This is a genomic window from Diaphorobacter oryzae DSM 22780 (assembly GCF_059568935.1).
The window spans coordinates 259,229-282,130 of the sequence record NZ_JCANUL010000003.1 but is presented as its reverse complement, the minus strand read 5'-3'; the positions used below and the strand labels follow the sequence as shown (position 1 = coordinate 282,130).

Annotated in this window: 19 protein-coding genes; 8 read left to right on the top strand and 11 right to left on the bottom strand. The window is 65.9% G+C overall.

What is annotated here, in order from left to right:
• Nucleotides 1-86: 86 nt before the first annotated feature.
• The 5 genes from BP68_RS07415 to BP68_RS07395 all read right to left on the bottom strand — a co-directional run bounded on the left by BP68_RS07415 (nucleotide 87) and on the right by BP68_RS07395 (nucleotide 8,647).
• A complete protein-coding gene (locus BP68_RS07415; RefSeq protein ID WP_496370196.1) occupies nucleotides 87-3,053 on the bottom strand; it encodes a KAP family NTPase in 2,967 nt (988 codons plus the stop codon).
• Between the two features lie 517 nt (nucleotides 3,054-3,570).
• Nucleotides 3,571-3,789: a hypothetical protein gene (locus tag BP68_RS07410; RefSeq protein WP_496370194.1), complete on the bottom strand. Its 219-nt coding sequence runs from the start codon at nucleotides 3,787-3,789 to the stop codon at nucleotides 3,571-3,573.
• Between the two features lie 317 nt (nucleotides 3,790-4,106).
• Entirely contained in the window at nucleotides 4,107-5,282 is a 1,176-nt protein-coding gene (locus BP68_RS07405) for an acetyl-CoA C-acyltransferase (protein ID WP_496370192.1), read from the bottom strand.
• A gap of 48 nt (nucleotides 5,283-5,330) precedes the next feature.
• Nucleotides 5,331-7,442 (bottom strand): 3-hydroxyacyl-CoA dehydrogenase NAD-binding domain-containing protein, encoded by a 2,112-nt coding sequence (locus BP68_RS07400; protein WP_496370190.1) that lies wholly within the window; start codon nucleotides 7,440-7,442, stop codon nucleotides 5,331-5,333.
• 317 nt (nucleotides 7,443-7,759) lie between these two features.
• Entirely contained in the window at nucleotides 7,760-8,647 is an 888-nt protein-coding gene (locus BP68_RS07395) for a helix-turn-helix domain-containing protein (RefSeq protein ID WP_496370188.1), read from the bottom strand.
• A 168-nt stretch (nucleotides 8,648-8,815) separates the two neighbouring features.
• Here BP68_RS07395 and BP68_RS07390 point away from each other — a divergent pair, with 168 nt between their 5' ends.
• From BP68_RS07390 to BP68_RS07375, 4 genes are read left to right on the top strand one after another with little or no spacing between them, the layout of a single operon-like run.
• On the top strand, nucleotides 8,816-9,523 hold the full coding sequence (locus BP68_RS07390) for an ABC transporter ATP-binding protein (protein WP_496370186.1): 708 nt from the start codon (nucleotides 8,816-8,818) through the stop codon (nucleotides 9,521-9,523).
• Nucleotides 9,520-10,920, top strand: a complete 1,401-nt coding sequence (locus BP68_RS07385) for an ABC transporter permease (RefSeq protein ID WP_496370184.1) — start codon at nucleotides 9,520-9,522, stop codon at nucleotides 10,918-10,920. Before BP68_RS07390 ends, BP68_RS07385 begins: the two co-directional genes overlap by 4 nt.
• A 10-nt stretch (nucleotides 10,921-10,930) precedes the next feature.
• Nucleotides 10,931-11,701: an outer membrane lipoprotein-sorting protein gene (locus tag BP68_RS07380; protein ID WP_496370182.1), complete on the top strand. Its 771-nt coding sequence runs from the start codon at nucleotides 10,931-10,933 to the stop codon at nucleotides 11,699-11,701.
• Complete coding sequence (locus BP68_RS07375; RefSeq protein WP_496370180.1) at nucleotides 11,701-12,960, top strand: hypothetical protein; 1,260 nt, start codon at nucleotides 11,701-11,703, stop codon at nucleotides 12,958-12,960. Before BP68_RS07380 ends, BP68_RS07375 begins: the two co-directional genes overlap by 1 nt.
• Nucleotides 12,961-13,023: 63 nt before the next feature.
• Here the strand turns inward: BP68_RS07375 and BP68_RS07370 are convergent, their stop codons facing one another.
• The 6 genes from BP68_RS07370 to BP68_RS07345 form a co-directional block, all read right to left on the bottom strand.
• Entirely contained in the window at nucleotides 13,024-13,719 is a 696-nt protein-coding gene (locus BP68_RS07370) for an ABC transporter ATP-binding protein (protein WP_496370178.1), read from the bottom strand.
• Nucleotides 13,720-13,721: 2 nt separating this feature from the next.
• On the bottom strand, nucleotides 13,722-14,519 hold the full coding sequence (locus tag BP68_RS07365) for an ABC transporter ATP-binding protein (RefSeq protein ID WP_496370176.1): 798 nt from the start codon (nucleotides 14,517-14,519) through the stop codon (nucleotides 13,722-13,724).
• Nucleotides 14,519-15,862, bottom strand: a complete 1,344-nt coding sequence (locus BP68_RS07360; RefSeq protein WP_496370174.1) for a branched-chain amino acid ABC transporter permease — start codon at nucleotides 15,860-15,862, stop codon at nucleotides 14,519-14,521. The genes BP68_RS07365 and BP68_RS07360 overlap by 1 nt, the downstream gene beginning before the upstream one ends.
• A 5-nt stretch (nucleotides 15,863-15,867) precedes the next feature.
• Nucleotides 15,868-16,821 carry a branched-chain amino acid ABC transporter permease gene (locus tag BP68_RS07355; protein WP_496370172.1) on the bottom strand — a complete coding sequence of 318 codons (954 nt, stop codon included), beginning with the start codon at nucleotides 16,819-16,821 and terminating at the stop codon, nucleotides 15,868-15,870.
• Nucleotides 16,822-16,896: 75 nt separating this feature from the next.
• On the bottom strand, nucleotides 16,897-18,132 hold the full coding sequence (locus tag BP68_RS07350; protein WP_496370170.1) for a branched-chain amino acid ABC transporter substrate-binding protein: 1,236 nt from the start codon (nucleotides 18,130-18,132) through the stop codon (nucleotides 16,897-16,899).
• A 148-nt stretch (nucleotides 18,133-18,280) separates the two neighbouring features.
• Nucleotides 18,281-19,918 carry a 3-(methylthio)propionyl-CoA ligase gene (locus tag BP68_RS07345; RefSeq protein WP_496370168.1) on the bottom strand — a complete coding sequence of 546 codons (1,638 nt, stop codon included), beginning with the start codon at nucleotides 19,916-19,918 and terminating at the stop codon, nucleotides 18,281-18,283.
• Nucleotides 19,919-20,107: 189 nt separating this feature from the next.
• Between BP68_RS07345 and BP68_RS07340 the strand changes: the two genes are divergently transcribed.
• Genes BP68_RS07340 through BP68_RS07325 form a run of 4 tightly spaced genes read left to right on the top strand, consistent with a single transcriptional unit; the run spans nucleotide 20,108 to nucleotide 22,837 of the window.
• The gene (locus BP68_RS07340; protein ID WP_496370166.1) at nucleotides 20,108-21,598 is read left to right on the top strand and encodes a protein adenylyltransferase SelO; all 1,491 of its coding nucleotides are present in this window, start codon (nucleotides 20,108-20,110) and stop codon (nucleotides 21,596-21,598) included.
• A complete protein-coding gene (msrB, locus tag BP68_RS07335) occupies nucleotides 21,595-22,008 on the top strand; it encodes a peptide-methionine (R)-S-oxide reductase MsrB (RefSeq protein WP_496370164.1) in 414 nt (137 codons plus the stop codon). The genes BP68_RS07340 and msrB overlap by 4 nt, the downstream gene beginning before the upstream one ends.
• Nucleotides 22,005-22,565, top strand: coding sequence for a septation protein A (locus BP68_RS07330; RefSeq protein WP_496370162.1), 561 nt, complete (start codon nucleotides 22,005-22,007; stop codon nucleotides 22,563-22,565). The genes msrB and BP68_RS07330 overlap by 4 nt, the downstream gene beginning before the upstream one ends.
• A complete protein-coding gene (locus BP68_RS07325) occupies nucleotides 22,562-22,837 on the top strand; it encodes a BolA family protein (protein ID WP_496370160.1) in 276 nt (91 codons plus the stop codon). The genes BP68_RS07330 and BP68_RS07325 overlap by 4 nt, the downstream gene beginning before the upstream one ends.
• Nucleotides 22,838-22,902: the final 65 nt, after the last annotated feature.

Sequence of the window (22,902 nt, the reverse complement as noted above, 5' to 3'; positions counted from 1 at the left end):
ATCGACGATCGGACCCGCGGCATCATCGCAAGGGCCAGCCTCGCAATCACCTTCGAGGAGCGCGCGACAACCTGCCGCCGGCTTCACTATCCAGCAGGGTTTGGAGTTGCTTCCTCAGCCAGTTCATCCAGTACAGCAAAGACCCTATCGAGATCGTCACGATAGAAGGCTGTGTAACTAGGCATAAAGACGCATCGCCCGCTGTCTTTGAGGGCCAGCCCCCGAATGTGATCGCCATGCGTCAGCCAATACCTTCCCACAGCCTTCGGATCCAACCCACCTGGTATTCCAGACTTGGTTGCGACATAGCCCTCTTCGTCTCGCCCCGTATAGAACGGGCTGCTCAAGTGGGCGAGGCAATGGTCAATGAACAGCAGCGCGTTGTTAACGTCGACCTCCGGGTTAAAGCAGAAGCCAAAGACGTACTCGTTCATCAACATGGAGATGCCGCCGCCGTCTTCGGCACCGCTTTCATCGTAGTAACCGCATCCAACACCAGAGCCATTCGGGGGCTGCGAATTGCTGAGCTGATAGATGACGAACGACGTGGCAAAGGACCGTGCGGCCATAACTCGACGGGCAATCGTTGAATCGCCTTGCTCGGATGCGGGGTTGAGCGAAGCCTGCTCATGAAGATGCACAAATGCCTGGCCGAGGAACGCATCGACAGACACTTCACGCGCTTCATCGAAGAGGTTCCTTCCACTCTCAATGTAAGTGCGCTTGAAGTGCGCGAAGACCTGCTGAGACAACGATCTCATCCCCATCAGCGCCAACTGACTGACCAACCCGGACCTTGGAGCAGACATGTCCTGGTGGACGATGAGCGCAGTGTGCAGGTTGTACAACTGGCCCCCGCGATCCGCTGAGCACTGCAACCTGAAGAGCATAAGGTCGTTCCAACCTAGAACGCCGCGGTCTGGGCTAGCAAGCCGCTCCAGCAGGCCTCTTCCAACGAAGGCGTGCTCGCCAAAGATGCGCCACGCGATCTCGATGACGTTCTCCGGACTGTTCACGCGTCGCCGGCCCGCAGTACGCCCCCAGCCCGCGCGATCCAAGAGCCGCAATAGCGAGTAGATCGACCTCGGCCGCAGTCCACGGTCATCGTTGTCAAACGACGAGTAGCGTGGCAGGTACTCAACGAGCGTTTCGATGGCGTCTTCTGCGGTCGGGCTGGTGAAGTCGTGGGCCTGATTGACCAGTACCCGCCAGAACTGGTCGTGTGCGGTCTCTGCTCGCTCCAGGGCGAACTCAGCCTCCGCGAGAACCGAGGCAATCGACCGACCCTTGCGAACCCGATCCACCGCTGTTTGGTAGAGAACAAAGGTCTCCTGCGGCTCCGGCGTGGCAAAGCGAACGATGAGCTTCAGAAAGCCTTCCAGGTTTCTGGTATCGCCCTTGTTGAAGCACGCCCGAGACCGAAGAACGGACTCTTCAATGTTGCGCCCGTCGCCCAGCTCCAAAACCTCCACGTCAAACAACTGCTCCAGCAAGAACCTGGCAGAACCTGGGTGCTCTTCCTTGACCTCTGAAAATCCATCGGCGTTCTTGAAATCTGGTTCGTCGTACTTGCGCCGAATCGAGAAAGTACCACTGCGCCCCTCTGTCTCCTCAGCGTATATGCGCCTGAACAACCCTGGATAGTTCAGGTGCAGCAGCATCAAATTGATGAGGTCACGCTTGTTGAAGTCGGTCCGGCCCAGATTGGTCTTCTCAATCTGCATGAGCACGATCGCGTTGATGAAGCGCTTGACCTTGCGCAGATCACCGAGCAAAGGCAGGTACTTGGCGGCAAGATCACCGCTCAAGATTTCCACTAGCTCATTTAGAACGGCACCAAGCTTCAACATCGTGTCCGATGGCACGGACCCGAGCTGGCTCTCGCTCTTTTCCCAGTCGCGTTGCAAGAAGTTGCGGATGCTGGAGCTGTCCACGAACAAGCTCAGTTTGACTGTCACAAACTTCTCAAGGAACTCACGCGCCCTGGATCCTTCCTCTTTGCCACCGGCCAGTACCTCGGTGTCATAGCAAAGGACGTAGGTCGCTTGCGACAGCTTGAAGGTGCGTCGCGTTGCGAATAGGACGTTGTTGACGGTCTTCGCGTCCAGCCGATCCAGGTCGTCGATGACTACGATCACACGTCGACCGATACGTCGAAGGACCTCGTCAATGTCGTCGAGCAACTCATCGACCGTTTCCTGAGAAGGCTCCAGCGAGAGCTTGAAGCCCAGGAACGAAACGTCAGCCTTACCCTTGATGAGCCGAGAGTATCGGGAGGCCGCAGGACGGAACTCGGGTGCAAAGACCTTGCTCTGAATCGCGGCGGACAGGTCGCGAATCAAGCGATCAGCGAGATCTGGCTCGGATGCGTATCGAAGGGGCTCAAACCGACAAACAATCACCTTGTCCGCGGCTTGTTCCCAGTAACGTTCGGCAAGATTGATGAAGCTTGTCTTGCCTACGCCCCACGGTCCATCCACACCGAACACCAATCCTGCGTGAGCGCCGCTCGCGAGGACGGTTTCCGCGAACGACTTCGCCTGTGACTCGTTGGAGAGCAAGTCGTCCGTCTCGCGCCCGATTTCCTCGTCCGCAAGGAACTGGAGCTGCGAGGCGGTCTGCCGTTTTCTCGGCCAATGACGTTGAACGAGTGGTGACAACAGCACCGTGGAGAGCAGCAGAAGAGCAACTGGCGCCCAATGCGGGTTTGCAGCCTTCAAGGCGGCGTGAAACTTGGAAAGCCAAGGCATGATCAACTCGTTCGCCCAAGCCCCAAGACAAACTGCTATGAGTAGGTCGAGACGGATGCTCCGGCCCATTTGTACGGCGGCAGTGTGTGCGCCACGATTCACCGCGTAGACCACACAGATCGCCAGTCCGGCGAGAACCGCGCTGCCTCTTGCCCAGAAATCCAGATCAGCCACTGCCGGCGCGAATGCGGTCCCCAGGTAATAGGCCGCCCTGCAGACCTCAGCGCCAACCAAGCCAACGACGAACATCCTGGCGAAGACCAGGAGTTCGGGCATCTTCATCGTTGGCTTGGTATCCGCCATTCACCTTTCCTCCCTGTGCAGCGTGCACGCTGTAACCAGCCTGCCATGTCGAGGCGCGTTATGCGCCCCCTATTTACTCAGTGACTACCGTAGCCTAAGTCCCGTGGCAAGCAACAACGCGTTCAATCTGAGTCGCGACCCCTGCCGCTGCGACTAGTGCCGGGGTTTGGGCGCGGCGGCACCGTGACTGATGTACGTGCTCTTCCAGAAAGTCGACCCATAGGTTCTCCAGGGCGTCCCTGATGAGGTGCCCGACCGCTTCTATGGGTTCTTGCGCTGCATGCTTTCGCCTCGGTTGGCGCTTCAGGTGGCTTCATACCCATAACAAATCTGCTCGGCCAGCATGCCGCTTGGGCGTCGATTGACGAAAGTTTACGTTCTGTCGGAGGCCATGGCTGTAGCACGCTTCCGCCAGCGCATGATGGAGCAGACTCGACCGGATTGCTGTAGCGACAGAACGTTCCGTAGCTGCCGCTCGTCGATGGCCGTTAATGGCCGAATCCCGCCACCCCGAAACCTACCCCAGCAGCACATTGCCCGCATCCAAGGACGGCGGCCGCAACAGATCCTCGTTGATGCCCATGGCCTGGCTGGCGCGCTCCACGGCCTGCCACAGCGGGGGCGGCATCTGCAATATGTCCTCGGGCGAGCCAGAGCGCGCAATCCAGGCGCTGATTTGCAGGTGCTGCTCGTGGGTGAGCAGGTCCAGGTGCAGCATCTCGTCTATGGTTTTCATCGTGGTCCGTTGGTGGTGTCTTGCTGGCGCGCAGGGGTGAGTGCGCCAGTCTGCCTACCGAATATGTAGCCCAAAACTCCCAGGTCAAGGTGGACTACGGCCATGGGGCTTGCCCTCAGCGGGGGTCATTCCATGGGTTTGGCCGTCTGTGATGCGCTTGCGCCGGCCCATTTCCGTGTGGATTGATCAAAAAAAATAGTTAAACAAGGCTCCAAGGTCCATTGGGTAAGCGCGAATAGCTATCGTACTAATAGCAAACACCCCGCGCAAACCTTGCGGTCTGCGCGGGGTGCAGGTCTTCAAGGCGTGATCAGCGCCTACAGCACTTCAAACACGCCGGCTGCGCCCATGCCGCCGCCGATGCACATGGTGACGCATACGCGCTTGGCACCGCGGCGCTTGCCTTCGATGAGGGCGTGGCCCGTAAGGCGCTGGCCGCTCACGCCGTAGGGGTGGCCCAGGGCGATGGCGCCGCCGTTGACGTTCAGGCGGTCAGCGGGAATGCCCAGCGTGTCGCGGCAGTACAGCACCTGCACGGCGAAGGCCTCGTTCAGCTCCCACAGGTCGATGTCCTGCACCGTCAGGCCCAGTTTCTTGAGCACCTTGGGCACGGCGAACACGGGGCCGATGCCCATTTCATCGGGCTCGCAGCCGGCCACGGCAAAGCCCAGGAAGCGGCCCAGAGGCTGGAGGTTGTTACGGGCGGCGTAGTCTTCGCCGACCACCACGCAGGCGCCAGCGCCGTCGCTGAACTGGCTGGCGTTGCCCGCCGCGATCACGCCGCCGGGCGTGGCCGGGCGGATGCCGCTGATGCCTTCCTTGGTGGTGCCCTCGCGCGTGCCTTCGTCGCGGCTCACGGTGACCTGCCTGGTGATCAGGCCCAGGGTCTTGTCGGCGATGCCGGCGGTGACGGTGATGGGGGCGATCTCGGCGTCGAACAGACCGGCGGCCTGGGCGGCGCAGGCCCTTTGCTGGCTGGCTGCGCCGTACTCGTCCATGGCGTCGCGGCCGATGCGGTAGCGCTGGGCCACCTGCTCGGCGGTCTGCAGCATGCTCCAGTAGATCTCGGGCTTTTGCTTGGCCAGGGCCAGGTCCTGGATCATGTGCAGGTTCATCTCCTGCTGCACGCAGGAGATGCTTTCCACGCCGCCGGCCACGTACACCTCGCCCTCGCCCGCGATGATGCGCTGGGCCGCGGTGGCGATGGTCTGCAGGCCCGAGGAGCAGAAGCGGTTGATGGTCATGCCCGAGGTGGTGACGGGCAGGCCGGCCTTGAGCGCGATCTGGCGCGCGATGTTCATGCCGGTGGCGCCTTCGGGGTTGGCGCAGCCCATGATGACGTCATCGACCGCCGCCGGGTCAATGCCCGCGCGCTGCACGGCGTGCTGCACGGCATGGCCGCCCAGGGTGGCGCCGTGGGTCATGTTGAACGAGCCCTTCCAGCTCTTGGCGAGCGGGGTGCGGGCGGTGGATACGATCACTGCGGATGTCATGCTTGTCTTCCTGGTTCTATGGCGTTGGGGCGGATGCCGGGGCGGCCATCAGGCGAAGGCCTTGCCTTCGGCGGCGAGCCGGGCCAGCAGCGGCGCGGGCTCCCAGGCGCGGGCGTCGTCCATGGGGTTCTGGGCGAAGCGCTTCATGGACTGCACCACGTTGAACAGGCCCACCTCGCTGGCGTAGTGCATGGGGCCGCCGCGGTGGATGGGGAAGCCGTAGCCGGTCAGGTACACCATGTCGATGTCGCCCGACTTGCCGGCGATGCCCTCTTGCAGGATCTTGGCGCCCTCGTTGACCAGCGCATACACCAGGCGCTGCACGATCTCCTCGTCGCTGATCTTGCGCGGCGCCGTGCCCAGGGCCTGGCGGTGCGCCTCGATCATGGCCTGCACTTCGGCGCTGGGGATGGCGTCGCGCTTGCCGGCCTGGTAGTCGTACCAGCCCTTGCCGGTCTTCTGGCCGAAGCGGCCCATCTCGCACAGCAGGTCTGCCGTCTTGCTGTACTTCATGTCGGGCTGCTCCACGGCGCGGCGCTTGCGGATGGCCCAGCCGATGTCGTTGCCCGCCAGATCGCCCATGCGGAACGGGCCCATGGCAAAGCCGAACTTCTCGATGGCCTTGTCCACTTGGCCAGGCGTGCAGCCTTCGTCCAGCAAAAAGCCGGCCTGCTGGCTGTAGCGCTCGATCATGCGGTTGCCGATGAAGCCGTCGCACACGCCCGACACCACGGCCGTCTTCTTGATCTTCTTGGCCAGCGCCATCACGGTGGCCAGCACGTCCTTGGCGGTCGCCTTGCCGCGCACCACCTCCAGCAGCTTCATCACGTTGGCGGGGCTGAAGAAGTGCATGCCCACCACGTCCTGCGGACGCTGGGTGAAGGCGGCGATCTTGTCCACGTCCAGCGTGGAGGTGTTCGATGCCAGGATGGCGCCGGGCTTCGCCACAGCGTCGAGTTGCTTGAACACGGCCTCCTTCACGCCCAGCTCTTCGAACACGGCCTCGATGATGAGGTCGCAGTCCTTCAGGTCGCCATAAGACAGCGTGGTGGACAGCAGGGCCATGCGCTGCTGGTACTTGTCTTCCTTGAGCTTGCCCTTCTTCACCTGGGCTTCGTAGTTCTTCTTGATGGTGGCGATGCCGCGGTCCAGTGCCTCCTGCTTCATCTCCAGGATGGTCACAGGAATGCCGGCGTTCAGAAAGTTCATGCTGATGCCGCCGCCCATGGTGCCGGCGCCGATCACGCCCACCTTCTGGATGGCGCGCTTCGGGGTATCGGAGGGCACGTCCGCGATCTTGCTGGCCGCGCGCTCGGCAAAGAACAGGTGGCGCAGCGCGCGCGATTCGGGCGTCCACATCAGGTGAATGAACAGCTCTCGTTCCGTGGCCAGGCCCTCTGCGAATTTCTTCCTCGTGGCGGCCTCCACAGCGTCCACGCATTTGGCGGGCGCGGGGAAGTTCTTGGCCATGCCCTTGACCATGTTGCGCGCGAACTGGAAGTAGGCGTCGCCCTCGGGGTGCTTGCACGGCAGGTTGCGCACCAGGGGCAGCGGGCCACCCTTGACGTGTTCTTCGGCCACGCCCCGCGCGAAGGCCAGAGCCTCCTCGGCCAGCGATTCGGGCGAAGCCGCCATCTTGTCGAACAGCTTCTGGCCGGGCACGGCGCCAATCAGCTCGCTCTTGACCGGCTCGCCGCTCACGATCATGTTGAGCGCCGCCTCCACCCCCACCACGCGCGGCAGGCGCTGCGTGCCGCCGGCGCCAGGCAGGATGCCCAGCTTCACCTCGGGCAGGGCCACGCTGCAGCCGGGCGCGGCCACGCGGTAGTGGCAGCCCAGCGCCAGCTCCAGCCCGCCGCCCATGCAGACGGTGTGAATGGCGGCCACCACGGGCTTGGCGCAGTTTTCTACCGCGTTGATGACGGAGTGCAGGTTCGGCTCCTGCAGCGACTTGTCGGTGCCGAACTCCTTGATGTCCGCCCCGCCCGAGAAGGCACCGCCCGCGCCGGTGATGACGATGGCCTGGATGGCGGCATCGGCCTGCGCACGCTCCAGCCCCTCGACGATGCCCTGGCGCGTGACCAGGCCAAGCCCGTTGACAGGTGGGTTGTTGAGGGTGATCACGGCCACGTTGCCGTGGGCCTGGTATTCAGCCGTCATGCTGTTGTTCCTCGGTTGGATGGAAAAAAGTACGGTCGTGCGTTTCTTGTCTCGGCGAATTCTGACCGCTTTACCAGAGAGGATTTGTCCCGCCCGAGACAGAAGTGCTGGACATGGGCCGGCTGGACACAGCCAGCGCTCCCGAAATCACCTATCCATGGGCCAGGTCACCGCTCGGCAGTGCGGGCATTCCGCCACGTAAAGCCCTCCGCAACGCCCAACACCAAAGCGCAAAGAAAGCCAGCCCGCCGCAAAGCACCACGACCAGTGGTGACCGATTGGGAGCTCCAGCGCTCGGAGCATGCCGCCACCCTCTTTCAATCCCCCATCAGCCCCGCACTGAAGGCCCACAACCGGTAGGCCCACAGGCTCTCCTCCGTGGAGATGCGCCGGCGCAGTTCCTCGGGGCTGAAGCCGGTGACGCGCCGCGTCTCGCGGCATAAGTGGGACTGGTCGGCGTAGCCGCTTTGCTCGGCAATGTCGCTCCAGTTCACGGCATCCGACCGGTGGGCTACTGTGCTATGGAAGAACGCGCGCTCCGAGCGGCTCAGTCCCAGCAGGTTGCGGTGGGTCTGGCCGGTCCATTGCTTGATGCGGCGTTCGGCCTGGCGCAGGCTGCGGCCCAGGCCCGAGGTGGCCGCGTGCAGCGCCAGGCTGCGCGACCAGTCGGTGAGCCTGTGGCTCGACAGGGGCGATGCCGGCCGCGCCTGTTGCCAGCGCGGCAGCAGGAAGGCTTCCACCAGCGCCACCCGCTTGTCATCGTCCGCAGCGGCCTCCACCTGCCGGAACATGGCCTGCCAGTCGGAGCCGAACAGCTCGTCGGCCGGGACGATGCGGTCGAGCAGCGCCGTGGTGTCCAGGCCCGTCATGCAAGCCAGGGCGTCGGGCATGAGCAGCACCATGAAGGCGTGGATCGGCCCGGGGTTCCAGCTGACGGTGGGTTGCGTGAAGGGGCCGCAGAACGCAGTGCGTGCAATGGGCACGCGCGGGCTCTCGGGGTGCGCGGGGGCGCCCTGCTCCAGCACCTGGCAGTCACCCTGCAGGTACCACAGCAGCGCACAACTGGGCGCGGCGGGCAGGTGGTTGTAGCGCTGGGCATCGTCCAGCGCCTCGGTGCGGGTGTCGCGCGCCATCACGCCGCGCACGCATGAGGCCAGGGTGCTGCGCGGAATCCACAGCTCCGAGCGCGCGTGGCTGTAGGTCATGCCGGACGTGCGGGGCCAGGGCGCCACCTTGCGCATGTGGCGGGCCGGGCTCGGGGCAGGCACCGCGCGCTGCGATGTCGAAATCATTCAAGCCCCCCGGTGGATCGGTTCCTAGGATGCGGCTTGTCCCGGCACGCCCTCACGCCGGAACCCTTTGATGGAGCAAGCATGCATCCCGTGAGTTTACGCAACGTGACCAAGACCTACCGGCTCGACACCGTGGCGGTGCCGGCTCTTGATGGCGTCAGCCTCGACATCCGGCCCTGCCGGTTCACCGTGCTCTGCGGCCCCTCGGGCAGCGGCAAGACCACCCTGCTCAACATGATGGGCTGCATCGACCGGCCCGACGCCGGCGAGGTCCATGTGGGCGGCCAGGCCGTGCAGGCCCTGCCCGACGATGCGTTGTCGGACTTTCGTGCGCGGAACGTCGGGTTCGTCTTCCAGCACTTCAACCTGCTGCCGGTGCTGACCGCGTTTGAGAATATCGAATACCCGCTGGTGCTGGCCGGCGTGGCGGCGCCGGAGCGCAAGGCGCGCGTGCGCGCGCTGCTCGACGCCGTGGGCCTGACCACGCGCGCGGGCAACCTGCCGGGGCAGCTCTCGGGCGGGCAGCGCCAGCGCGTGGCCATCGCGCGGGCCCTGGCCACCGAGCCGGCGCTGGTGCTGGCCGACGAGCCCACGGCCAACCTCGACAGCCAGACCGGCGCGGAGATCATCGCGCTGATGCGCCGCCTGCAGCGCGCGCGCGGCGCGAGCTTCGTGTTCTCGTCGCACGACCCGATGGTGCGCGCCGAGGCGGACGACGTGGTGCTGATCCGCGACGGCAGCATCGAGTCCATCGCGCAGCGCGACGCGGCCAGGGAGGTTGCGGCATGAACCTCTGGATGCTCGCCCGGCGCAACCTGCTGCGCAATCGCCGCCGCTCGCTCGCCACGCTGCTGGCCATGGTGGTGGGCCTTACCGCCATCCTGCTGTTCGGAGGCTACCGCTCCAACATCCTCTACGGCATGGAAACGGGCTTCGTGCAGTACAGCGGCCATCTGCAGGTCCAGCGGCGCGGCTATTTCCTCGACGGGGGCGACAACCCCACGGCCTATGGCATCGCGGGCTACCAACGCGTCATCGACGCCATCACCGGCGACGCGGCGCTCGCCCCCCTGCTGCGGGTGGCCACGCCCACGCTGCAGCTCGGCGGCATCGCCGGCCACATGGAATCGGGCCCGTCGCGCTCGGTGTTGGCCACCGGACTGGTGGCGCGCGAATACGACCGGCTGCACGAGTGGAACGACTACGGCATGGTCAGCTACGCGCAGTCGCTGGCCCTTGACGGCACCACGCCCGACACCGTGGTGGTCGGCACCGGGGTGGCACGCAAGCTGGGGCTGTGCGCCGCGCTGGCCGTGACAGACTGTCAGGGCACACCGGCGCAGGCCCCCTCCCCGAAGTCCGGAGAGTCCGACGATGCGCCCGACGACGTGATGGCGCTTTCCGCGCTGGAGCGGGCACCAGCCACGGCGGCCTCGGCACGCCGCATCGAGATGCTGGCGGCCACCGCGCGCGGCGCGCCCAACGTGGCCAGCCTGCAAGCGCTCAAGGCGCACAACATGGGCATCAAGGCCATTGACGACACCTATATGGCCATGCACCTGCCCCAAGCACAGCGCCTGCTGTACGGCACGCAGCCGCCCGAGGCAACGGCCATCGTCGTCCAGTTGCACCACACGGCCCAGATCCCGGCGGCGCGTGAGCGGCTGCTGGCGCTGCTGGCCCGGGACTTCGGCGCGCAGGACCTGGAGGTGCAGGACTTCCGGGTGCTCAACCCGCTGTTCGGCCAGACCGACGAGTTCATGGCCTCCATGTTCGGCTTCATTGCCCTGCTCATCGGCATCATCGTGCTGTTCACCATCGCCAACACCATGGGTACGGCCGTGGTGGAGCGCACGGTGGAGATCGGCACCCTGCGCGCCATGGGCCTGCGACGCGGCGGCATTCGGCAGCTGTTCCTGTGCGAGGCGCTGCTGCTGGGCGCGGCGGGCACGGCGCTGGGCCTGATCGCCACGCTGGCGCTGGCATCCGCCATCAACCACAGTGGCTGGACCTGGACGCCGCCGGGCTACTCCTACTCCTACCTGGTTCTGGTGCGCGTCTGGCAGGACATGCCCCTGCTGGTCGGCAGCATCGCGGGCCTGGTGGCGGTGACGCTGGCCTCGGCCTGGTGGCCCGCGCGGCGCGCGGCGCGGCTGGAGATCGTGGACGCGCTGCGCCATGCCTGAGAAACGCCACATGCAACCCCGCCAACTCCTCCTGGGCGCCCTGGCCGCATGGCCGGCCGCCGCTCTCGCACGCCCCAACCCGCAGGACATCCTGATTGCGAGCGACGCCATCCGCAACCCCGGCTTCGCCTTCGGGCTGACGAACACCCTGGTCGAATACCGCCAGGGCCGGCAGACCGACTCCAGCCAGCTTGCCATCTATTCACGGCCCAACGCCGCCGGCGGGCTGTTTCGCAGCCTGGTGCGCTACGTGGCACCGGCGCGCGATGCCGGCAAGCTCATCCTCTACAACGGCAAGGACCTGTGGTTCTACGACCCTGCCAGCCAGGCCAGCATCCGCCTGTCGCCGCAGCAGCGCCTGCTGGGCCAGGCATCCAACGGCGACGTGGTCACGGTGAACTTCGCACGCGACTACCAAGCCACCAGCGCCGAGGAGGAACCCGTGCAGGACGGCGACCGCCAGCCCCGGCACGGCCTGAAGCTGCTCCTGGAGGCAGCCACACCCGACGCCAGCTACCAGCGCATCGAAATGTGGGTGGATGCCGCCAGCCACCAGCCGGTAAAGGCACGCTTTTTTGCGCAGAGCAGCGCACTGCTCAAGACTGCCTATTACCGCCGCTACCAGACCGCTTTCGGCATTGAGCGCCCCACCGAGACCGTGATCATCGACGGGCTGGACCCGGGCTGGGTGACGGTGATGCGCTATTCCGCCTGGGTGCGGCGCGAGGTGCCGGAGGCCTGGCTCCAACGCGACTACCTGCCGCGCTTTCGGCCCGAGTGATGCGCGCGCTGTGCACCGCCCTGCTGCTGTGCGCCTGCCGCGCCGCCGTGGCCGACGATGCGGACCTGGACGCGCTGGCGCTGGCCGATGAGGCGCCCTCCGCCGCCCCCCTTGCCCGCGCCCGCGCCTGGCGCGCCTTTGCCGAGGCGACGGGCGCCACCATCCAGCCCCGGGGCCACGGCCCGACGCGACGCGACGGAAGGCTGTCGCTGGACCTGCGGCTGGAGTATGGCGACAGCGGCCCCTGGCGCGTCGTGGCGGCCAGCCGGATCGACCTGCACTCGCGTCCCGCGGCCTTCGGGGACCATGCGGTGCACACGCTGAAGGAGGCCTACCTGAGCCACGCCGTGGCGCAGGGCACGGTGCTGGACCTCGGCCGCGTCAACGACCGCCAGGGCGTGGCCCTGGGCTACAACCCCACGGACCTGTTCCGCGACGGCGCCGTGCGCTCGGCCGTGTCGATGGACCCGGCCAGCCTGCGCGAGAACCGGCAGGGCAGCGCCATGTTGCGGGCCCAGCACCTCTGGGACGGCGGTGCGCTCACGCTGGCCCTCTCGCCCCGGTTGGCCGGGCGCGGCGCGGCGCGCGGCGGCTGGAATCTGGACTGGGGCGCCACCAACCACCGCCACCGCGCACTGTTGGCCTACACCCAGCGCTGGAGCGAAATGCTCAGCCCACAATGGCTGCTGTTGGCCCGGCAGGGCCAGCCCGTGCAAGGCGGGCTGAACCTCTCCACACTGGTCGGCGACGCCACCGTGGTCTATCTGGAATGGGCCGGCGGCCCCTCGCCAACGCTACTGGACCAAGCGCTGGAGCGCGCAGCACCCACGCCCTGGCGCAACCGCCTGGCCCTGGGGGCCACCTACACCACGGCCTCGCGGCTCTCGTTCACGGCCGAGGCGCACTACAACGGCGCGGCGCCCGAGCGGGCCGCCTGGCAGGCCCTGCGCACGGGGCCGCCCCTGCTCTATGCACGGTATCGGTTGTGGACGCTCAGGGCACAGGAACCACCCACGCGGCATGCGCTGTTCTTCCACGCTGCGTGGAAGGACGCCTTCGTGCAGCGCCTGGACCTGAGCGCCCTGATGTATCTGGACCGCATTTATGCCAGCCGCCGCTTCTGGATTGAGGCCCGCTACCGTGCCGATGGGTTCGACCTCGCCCTGCAATGGCAGCGCAGCCGGGGAGCGCCGCTGAGCCAGTTCGGCGCCTGGCCCGAATCTGGACGCTGGGAGCTGGCGCTGCGGCGCTATTTCTGAGGCCATGAGAAGAAAACGCCCTGCACGCAAGGCGGCTGGGCATCTGCACGGCGCCTCAGGAGCTCAGACCTCCAGCCACTCCTTGCGCACGTAGCTGTTGGCGCGCAGCTCATCCGGCGTGCCCTGGAAGACGATGCTGCCATGGCCCATGACCAGCGCGCGGTCGGAGACCGTCATGGCGATGGTGAGCTTTTGCTCGATCAGCAGCACCGAGATGCCGCGCTCCTTGAGGCGGGTGAGGTACTCGCCCACCAGCTCCACGATCTTGGGCGCCAGGCCCTCGGTGGGCTCGTCGATGATGATGAGGTCGGGGTCGCCCATGAGCGTGCGGCACAGGGTCAGCATCTGCTGCTCGCCGCCGGACATCACGCCCGCCTCGACGTTGCGCCGCTCCTTCAGGCGCGGGAACATGGCGTACATGTCGTCGAACGACCAGCGGCTGCCCTTGCCATTGCCCTTCTGGCCCAGCAGCAGGTTCTGATGCACGGTGAGGTGGGGAAACACGTCGCGGCTTTCGGGCACGTAGCCCAGGCCCAGGTGGGCGATCTCGTAGGCCTTCTTGCCCGCCAGGCTCCTGCCCTTCCAGGTGATGCCGCCCTCCCAGTCCACCAGGCCCATGATGGCCTTGGCCGCTGTGGAGCGGCCCGAGCCGTTGCGCCCCAGCAGCGCGACGATTTCGCCGGGCTGCACGTCGAACGCCACGCCGTGCAGCACATGGCTCTTGCCGTAGTAGGCGTGCAGGTTGTCGATCTTGAGCATGTTCAGTGGCCCTCCGCCTGCTGCGCCGCCTGCTCAGCCGCAATGGCGGAGCCCAGGTAGGCCTCCTGCACGCGCGGGTTGGCGCGCACGGCCTCGGGCGTGTCGAAGGCGATGACCTCGCCATAGACCACCACGGCGATCTTGTCGGCCAGGCCGAAGACCACGCCCATGTCGTGCTCCACGGTGAGCAGCGTGCGTCCTTCGGTCACCTGCTTGATGAGATGGATGAAGCGCGTGGTCTCGCTCTTGCTCATGCCGGCCGTGGGCTCGTCCAGCAGGATCACGCTGGCACCGCCGGCGATGGTGATGCCGATCTCCAGCGCCCGCTGTTCGGCATAGGTGAGGTTCATGGCCAGCGTGTCGCGTTTCTTGTCGAGCTTGATCATCTCCATGAGCTGCTCGGCGCGCTCGTTGGCGTCCTGCAGCCTGGACAGGAAGCGCCAGAACGCATAGCGGTAGCCCAGGCTCCAGAGCACGCCGCAGCGCAGGTTCTCGAACACGCTGAGCTTAGGAAAGATGTTGGTGATCTGGAAGCTGCGCGACAGGCCCATGCGGTTGATCTCGAACGGCTGCTTGCCGTCGATGCGCGCGCCGTGCAGCAGCACCTCGCCGCTGGTGGGCGCAAAACGCCCGCTGATCAGGTTGAACAGCGTGGACTTGCCCGCGCCATTGGGGCCGATGATGGCCACGCGCTCGCCAGGCCGCACGGCCAGTTGTGCGCCGCGGATGATCTCCGTCTTGCCGAAGCTCTTGCGCAGGTCGCGCAGCTCCAGCGCGTAGGTGTTGGCGTCGTGGCCCATCAGCTTGCCTCCCCGCGCTTGATCTCGTGCTCTATCGCCTCCTGGATCTCGCCCCACTGCCGCAGGAACTGGCGCCGGCACAGCTCGAACAGCCCCAGCCCCGTCACGGCCACGAAGCCCGCGCCGAACCAGCTCGTCGCGCTCCTGGCGTTGAGCGTGGCGCCCAGAAACTCCAGCTCGGGCCCCAGCGCGGAGTTGAGCTGCAGGTGGTAGGTCATCTCGACCATCGCGGCAGCGCCCAGCAGCGCCACCAATGCCGTTGCGCCCAGCGCCAGATAGGCGCTGATGATGCCGCGCAGCCTGCCGTACTTGGCCAGGCGCAGGTTCATCATGATCAGGCTGGCGATGCCGCCCGGCGCATACATCACCATAAACAGGAACACCAGGCCCAGGTACAGCAGCCAGGCCTTGGTCAGCTCCGACAGCAGCACCGACGCCAGCACCAGCAGCACCGCGCCGATGATGGGCCCGAAGAAGAACGTGGCGCCACCCAGGAAGGTGAACAGCAGGTACGAGCCCGAACGCAGCACGCTCACGCTGTCGGCGCCGGTGACGATCTCGAAGTTGATGGCCGCCAGCGCCCCGCCAATGCCGGCGAAAAAGCCCGCGATGATGAAGGCGAAGTAGCGCACACGCTGGGTGTTGTAGCCGATGAACTCCACACGCTCGGGGTTGTCGCGCACGGCGTTCAGGATGCGCCCGAGCGGCGTGCCGGTGAAGGCGAACATGGCCGCCGTGCACAGAAAGCAGTACACCGCGATCAGGTAGTACACCTCGATGCCCGGACCGAAGGTGAAGCCCAGCAGGCCCTGGCCGTACACCCGATCGGTGGTCACGCCGCCCTCGCCGCCGAAGAACTCGGGGAACATCAGCGCCATGGAAGCCACCAGCTCGCCAATGCCCAGCGTGATCATGGCGAAGGTCGTGCCCGACTTCTTGGTCGTCACGAAGCCCAGCAAGATGGCGAAAAACATGCCCGCCAGCCCGCCCACGAGCGGCATCAGCACCAGCGGAATGGGCAGATCGCCCCGGCCCGCCATGTTGATCGCATGGACGGTGATGAACGAGCCCAGCCCCGTGTACACCGCATGGCCGAAGCTCAGCATGCCGCCCTGCCCCAGCAGGATGTTGTAGGACAGGCAGATGATGATGATGTAGCCGATCTGCGAGAGCATGGTCAACGCCAGGCCGCTGGTGAACAACTGGGGGGCGATGATCAGCGCGATGGCGAACAGGCTCCAGATGAAGATGCGGCCCACGTTCAGGGGCTTGAAGCGGTAGTAGCGCGTGGAGCCATGCGCTGCGGCCCTGGTCGCAGTGGGCAAGGTGGTGGTCGTTTGCATGGCCTTCAGTCCTCCCGCGTGCCCAGCAGGCCCTTGGGGCGGAAAATCAGAATCAGGACGAGGAACAGGTAGGGCAGGATGGGCGCCACCTGCGAAATGGTGAGCTTGAGCACCGGGTAGCCGAAGGTCTGCTCGGTAATGGACAGCCCCAGCCCGGCAAAGGCGTGCACCAGCGAATAGTCCAGCGCCACGGCGAAGGTCTGCACCAGGCCGATGAGCAGCGAGGCCAGGAACGCCCCCGCCAGCGAGCCCATGCCGCCCACCACCACCACCACGAAGATGATGGAGCCCACCGATGCGGCCATGGCCGGCTCGGTCACGTAGGTGTTGCCGCCGATCACGCCGGCCAGCCCGGCCAGCGCACAGCCGCCGCCGAACACCAGCATGAACACGCGCGGCACGTTGTGCCCCAGCGCCTCCACCATGTGGGGGTGCTTGAGCGCCGCCTGGATCACCAGGCCAATGCGTGTGCGCGTGAGCAGCAGCCACACCGACAGCAGCATCAGCACAGCCACCAGCATGACGAACGAGCGCGACTTGGGAAACTGCGTGCCATACAGCGTGAACAGCGGGCCCTGAAGCTGCTCGGGCAGGCCGTAGGGCACGGTGGAACGCCCCCACACCAGCTGCACGACCTCGAGGATCAGGTACGACAGGCCGAAGGTGACCAGCAGCTCGGGCACATGGCCGAACTTGTGCACGCGGCGCAGCGCATAGCGCTCGAAGGCGGCCCCCAGGGCGCCCACCAGCAGCGGCGCCAAAACCAGCGCCGGCCAGAACCCGACGACGCCGGAAATCGTGTAGGCGAAGTAGGCCCCCAGCATGTAGAAGCTGGTGTGCGCGAAGTTGAGCACCCCCATCATGCTGAAGATGAGCGTCAGGCCTGAACTCAGCATGAACAGCAGCAGCCCGTAGCTGATGCCGTTGAGCAAGGAGATCACGAAAAACTCAAGGTTCATCGGGAAGCACCGTGACAGATAAAAAAAAGGCCCGAGACAAGTCGGGCCTCGAAGGTCATCCCACCAGGAACAACGTCAAGAGGGCCGCTTCATCTGGCACGCCGTGGGCGTGCTCGCGACATACGGCTCGAAATACTTTACCGGGACGAAGGTGTGGCCCGTGTTCTCGGAGTCGAGCGGGTGCTTGGCATCTGCCTTCTCCCAGCGGGTGATGTACAGGCCCTGCTGCAGTTGGTGGTCGGACTTGCGCATCTCGACCTCGCCGTTGAAGCTGTTGAACTTCATGCCCTCCATCACGGCGGCCACCTTCACGGGGTCGGTGCTCTTGGCGCGCGCCATGGCCTCGCTGAGCATGGAAAAGCCGTGGTACACGGACGACGTGTACATGTCGTCATTGAACTTGGCCTTGAAGTCCTTGACGATCTTGTTGAGCGGCCCGGGGGCGTTCAGGTGGCCGTAGCTCACCATGTAAACCTTGCCCGCGGCGGCAGCGCCCAGCGCCGTCGGCGCGCCGGTGGCGATGCCGTAGTAGGTGTAGAACTTCACGTTGTTCAGGCCCGCATCGTTGGCCGCCTTGATAAGCAGAGCCAGATCGGAGCCCCAGTTGCCGGTGATCACGCTGTCGGCGCCCGACTGCTTGATCTTGGCGATGTAGGGCGCGAAGTCGCGCACCTGGGCCAGCGGCGCCATGTCGTCGCCGACGATCTCCACGTCGGGGCGCTTGCGCTTGAGCATCTCCTTGGCGTACTTGCTGACCTGGTGGCCGTGCGCGTAGTTCTGGTTGATCAGGTAGACCTTCTTCACATCGGGAAGGTCCTTCATGTAGGTGGTCAGCGCCTCCATCTTCATGGAGGTGTCCGCGTCCAGGCGGAAGTGCCAGTAGCTGCACTTGCTGTTGGTGAGGTCCGGGTCCACGGCGGCGTAGTTCAGGTACACCACTTCCTTGCCCTTGTTGCGGGCGTTGTGCTTTTCCAGCGCGTCCATGATGGCCAACGCCGGGCCGGAGCCGTTACCCTGCACCACGTAGCGCACGCCCTGGTCCATCGCCGAGCGCAGCGCGCTGGTGGTTTCCTGCGGGCTGAGCTTGTTGTCGATGGGCACGATCTCGAACTTCACGCCGGCGGCGTTGTTCTTGCTGAACTCCTCGGCCAGGAACTGCCAGCTCTTCATCTGGTTGGTGCCCAGCGCCGCCATCAGCCCGGACAGCGGATCCAGCCAGGCGATCTTGACCGTCTCCCCCTTCTGAGCAAATGCGGCCCCAGCGCACGCAACCAAAGCGCCAGCAGCTACCATTTTGATAGTAAACCTCATGCCTTGTCTCCTCTTATAAGAATGGGTATGCCGCAGAGTACAGGCTTGCATGGGCCCCCCATTCAGGGATTGCCCCTAGCAGCTATCGCCCAAGTGACTGACGCGCCGCCGGGCCGTGCCGATGCCGGCTGGCGGCGCGTGGCGGCGCTTACAGCCCCGGCAGCTTGTAGCCCGCCAGTTGCTCGCGCAGGCGGGTCTTGAGCATCTTGCCGGTGGCGCCCAGCGGGATCGCATCGACGAACACCACGTCGTCCGGGATCTGCCACTTAGCCGTCTTGCCCTCGTAGAACTTGAGCAGCTCCTCGCGCGTGACCTCGGCGCCCGGGCGCTTGGCCACGGCGACGATGGGGCGCTCGTCCCACTTGGGGTGCGGCATGCCGATGCACGCCGCCATGGCCACGGCGGGGTGCGCCATGGCGATGTTCTCGATGTCGATGGAGCTGATCCACTCCCCGCCGGACTTGATCACGTCCTTGCTGCGGTCGGTGATCTGCATGAAGCCGTCTTCGTCGATGGTGGCCACGTCACCCGTGGGGAACCAGCCCACGCCGTGCTCGTCCTTCACCAGCGGGCTCTCGCCCTTGTAGTACGTGTCCAGGATCCAGGGGCCGCGCACCAGCAGGTCGCCGTAGGTCTTGCCGTCCCAGGGCAGCGAACGCCCTTCGGCATCGATGATCTTCATGTCCACGCCGTAGATGGCCCGGCCCTGCTTTTGCAGGATGTGCATCTGCTCGTCCTTGCCCATCTGCAGGTGCTTGTTCTTGAGCGTGCACAGCGTGCCCAGCGGACTCATCTCGGTCATGCCCCAGGCGTGGAGCACCGACACGCCGAACTCATCCTGGAAGGCCGTGATCATGGCCGGCGGGCAGGCCGATCCGCCGATCACCGTGCGGCCCAGCGTGCTGAACTTCAGGCAGCCCGCCTTCACGTGGTTGAGCAGCATCTGCCACACCGTGGGCACGCCGGCGGCAAAGGTCACGCCCTCGGCCTCGACCAGCTCATAGACCGACTTGCCATCGAGCGCCGGGCCGGGGAACACCACCTTGCAGCCCGTGAGCGCGGCCGAGTACGGAATGCCCCAGGCGTTGACGTGGAACATGGGTACCACCGGCAGCACCGCGTCGCGCGCCGACAGGTTCATCACGTCGGGCAGCGCGGCCGCATAGGCATGCAGCGTGGTGGAGCGGTGGCTGTACAGCGCCGCCTTGGGGTTGCCCGTGGTGCCGCTGGTGTAGCACATGCTGGACGCCGAGTTCTCGTCGAACGTAGGCCACTGGTATTCGCTGGAGGCGCCGCCGATCCAGTCCTCGTAGCTCACCAGGCCCGGAATGCCGGAATCCGCGGGCAGCCGGTCGGCGTCGCACAGCGCCACCCATTTCTTCACCGTGGGGCACTTGGCGTGCACAGCCTGCACGATGGGCAGGAACGTCATGTCGAAGCACAGCACCTGGTCTTCGGCGTGGTTCACGATCCAGGCGACCTGATCGGGGTGCAGGCGCGGGTTGATGGTGTGCAGCACGCGGCCCGAGCCGCTCACGCCAAAGTACATCTCCATGTGGCGGTAGCCGTTCCAGGCCAGCGAGGCCACGCGGTCGCTGAACTGCAGGCCCATGGTGTCGAGCGTATTGGCCAGCTGACGCGCGCGCCGCGCGAGATCACGGTAGGTGTAGCGGTGAATGTCGCCCTCCACCCGGCGCGAGACGATTTCCCCGTCGCCATGGTGCCGCTCGGCAAACGAGATCAGCGAGGAAATCAAGAGGGGTTGGCTCTGCATCAGGCCCAGCATGGGTGCTCCTTTGGAATTGTGTGAGAAACCGCATCATCGTAGCGGCGAACGGGCGCCGCTTTGCCCACGCCGCCCTCGGGAGAAACCCAGCGCGCAGCCGCCGCCCATAGCGCCGCTGCATGCGCCGCCGGGTGCCTGCGCAAGGCCCTTGCGCGGGCGGGACATCGTCGCGCAGGGGACAATCCTTTCATGACTTCGCCCCTGGTCACACCCTCCTCCTTCGCGCCAAGGCCTCTGCTGGCCGCCTGGCACAACGGCTTTGCCGCGCTGGGCCCGGCGTTCCATACCGAATTGCGCCCCACGCCCCTTCCCGCACCCTACTGGGTGGGCACGAGCGCCGACGTGGGTGCGTTGCTGGACCTGCCCGAGGGCTGGCAGCAGTCCGACAACGCCCTGCACGCCTTCACCGGCAACGCCGCGCTGCCGGGCAGCCGGCCGCTGGCCAGCGTGTACAGCGGCCACCAGTTCGGCGTGTGGGCCGGCCAGTTGGGCGACGGCCGCGCCATCCTGCTCGGCGAGACCGCCGGCGGCCAGGAGCTGCAGCTCAAGGGCAGCGGGCGCACGCCCTACTCCCGCATGGGCGACGGCCGCGCCGTTCTGCGCTCGTCCATCCGCGAGTTTCTCTGCAGCGAAGCCATGCACGCGCTGGGCATTCCCACCACCCGGGCGCTGTGCGTGACCGGCTCGCCCGCGCCCGTGCAGCGCGAAGAGGTGGAAACCGCCGCCGTGGTCACGCGCGTGGCGCCAAGCTTCATCCGCTTCGGCCATTTCGAGCATTTCGCCGCGCGCGGCCAGCACGGCGAGCTGCGCGCCCTGGCCGACTACGTGATCGACCGCTACTACCCCGCCTGCCGCGCCACCCAGGCCTTCGGCGGCAACGCCTATGCCGCGCTGCTGCAGGCGGTGAGCGAGCGCACGGCCCGGCTGCTCGCGCAATGGCAGGCCGTGGGCTTTTGCCACGGTGTGATGAACACCGACAACATGAGCATCCTGGGCCTGACCATCGACTACGGGCCGTTCCAGTTCCTCGATGCCTTCGATCCCGGCCACATCTGCAACCACAGCGACTCCATGGGCCGCTACGCGTTCGACCGCCAGCCCGGCGTGGCCTACTGGAACCTGCTGTGCCTGGCGCAGGCGCTGCTGCCGCTGATCGACGATGTGGACACGGCCCGGGCGGCACTGGAGTCCTACGAGCCCACGTTCTTGGCGCAGTTCCTGGAGCGCATGCGCGCCAAGCTGGGCCTGCTGCAGGCGCGCGACGGCGATGCCGCCCTGGTGGACAGCCTGCTGCAGCTGCTGGCCGCCGGCCGCGTGGATTACCCCATCTTCTGGCGCCGCCTGTCGCACGCCGTGGCCTCCAACCAGTTCGAGCCCGTGCGCGACCTGTTCGCCGATCGCGCCGCCTTGGATGCCTGGTTGCTATCGTATCGAGAGCTGCTAGCGCATGATGGACAAGCGCAATCGGCCGATTTGATGCTCAAATCCAACCCCCGGTTCGTGCTGCGCAACCACCTGGGCGAGCAGGCCATCCGCGCCGCGAAACTGGGTGACTTCCGGGAACTCCAAACCCTGCAGACGCTGCTGGCGCGCCCGTTCGACGAGCACCCGGGCCACGAGGCCTACGCCGGTTTTCCGCCCGACTGGGCGTCCACCATCTCCATCAGCTGCTCCTCATGACCTACCCCATCCAGAAAACCGATGCCGAATGGCAGGCCCTGCTGCAGGCCAAGGGCGCCGAGCCCGCCGCCTTCCAGGTCACACGCCATGCCGCCACCGAGCGGCCATTCACCGGCAAGTACGAGGGCCATTGGGCCGACGGCAGCTACCACTGCATCTGCTGCGGCACCAAGCTTTTTGACGCCGACACCAAGTTTGACGCAGGCTGCGGCTGGCCCAGCTTCTGGCGCGCCGTGCCCGGCGCCATCCAGGAGATCGAGGACCGCAGCCACGGCATGGTGCGCACCGAGACCGTGTGTGCACAATGCGGGGCGCATCTGGGCCATGTCTTCCCCGACGGCCCCGGCCCCACCGGCCTGCGCTACTGCATGAACTCCGCCTCGCTCGCTTTCGACCCCTCGGCGCCATGAAACTGCTCATCGACTTCTTCCCCATCATCCTGTTCTTCGCCGCCTACAAGGTGTGGGGCATCTATGCGGCCACGGGCGTGGCCATCGTCGCCACCATCGCGCAGATCGCCTACATTCGCTTCAAGCACGGCAAGGTCGAGCCCATGCAGTGGCTCAGCCTGGGCGTGATCGTGGTCTTCGGCGGCGCCACCTTGCTGGCCCACAGCGAGACCTTCATCAAGTGGAAGCCCACGGTGCTGTACTGGCTCATGGGCGGCACGCTGCTCATCGGCCAGCTGGTGTTCCGCAAGAACTTCATTCAGTCGCTCATGGGCGCGCAGATCGAACTGCCTGCCCCCGTGTGGCGCAACCTGAACTGGGGCTGGGCGGGCTTCTTCGCCGCCATGGGCGTGCTCAACCTCTGGGTGGCCTACAACTTCGACACGGACACCTGGGTCAACTTCAAGCTGTTCGGCGGCATCGGTTTGATGTTCGCCTTCGTCATCGCCCAGGCGCTGTACCTGAGCCGCCACATCAAGGAAGGCGACGCCGCCGCGCCCAAGGACGCCCAGCCATGACCGCCGCCCCCGTCGCCATCACCGCCGAAGCCATGGCCGCCCGCCTGCAGGAGGCCTTGGCCCCCACCCACCTCGAAGTGCTCGACGAAAGCTGGCAGCACGAGGGCCATGCGGGCGCCAACGGCACCGGCTCCGGCACCCATTTCCGGGTGCGCATCGCGTCACCGTTGTTTACAGGCAAGCGCCGGGTGGCGCAGCATAGGCTTGTGTATGATGCGCTGCAGATTTTTATTGACCATGGCGCGCACGCCATCGCCATTGAAACTCTCTGACACAGCCCGATCTAAAGGGCTTGCGGGCCAGTCGCCCGCAACCCATTTCCTATTTGTGGATTCCC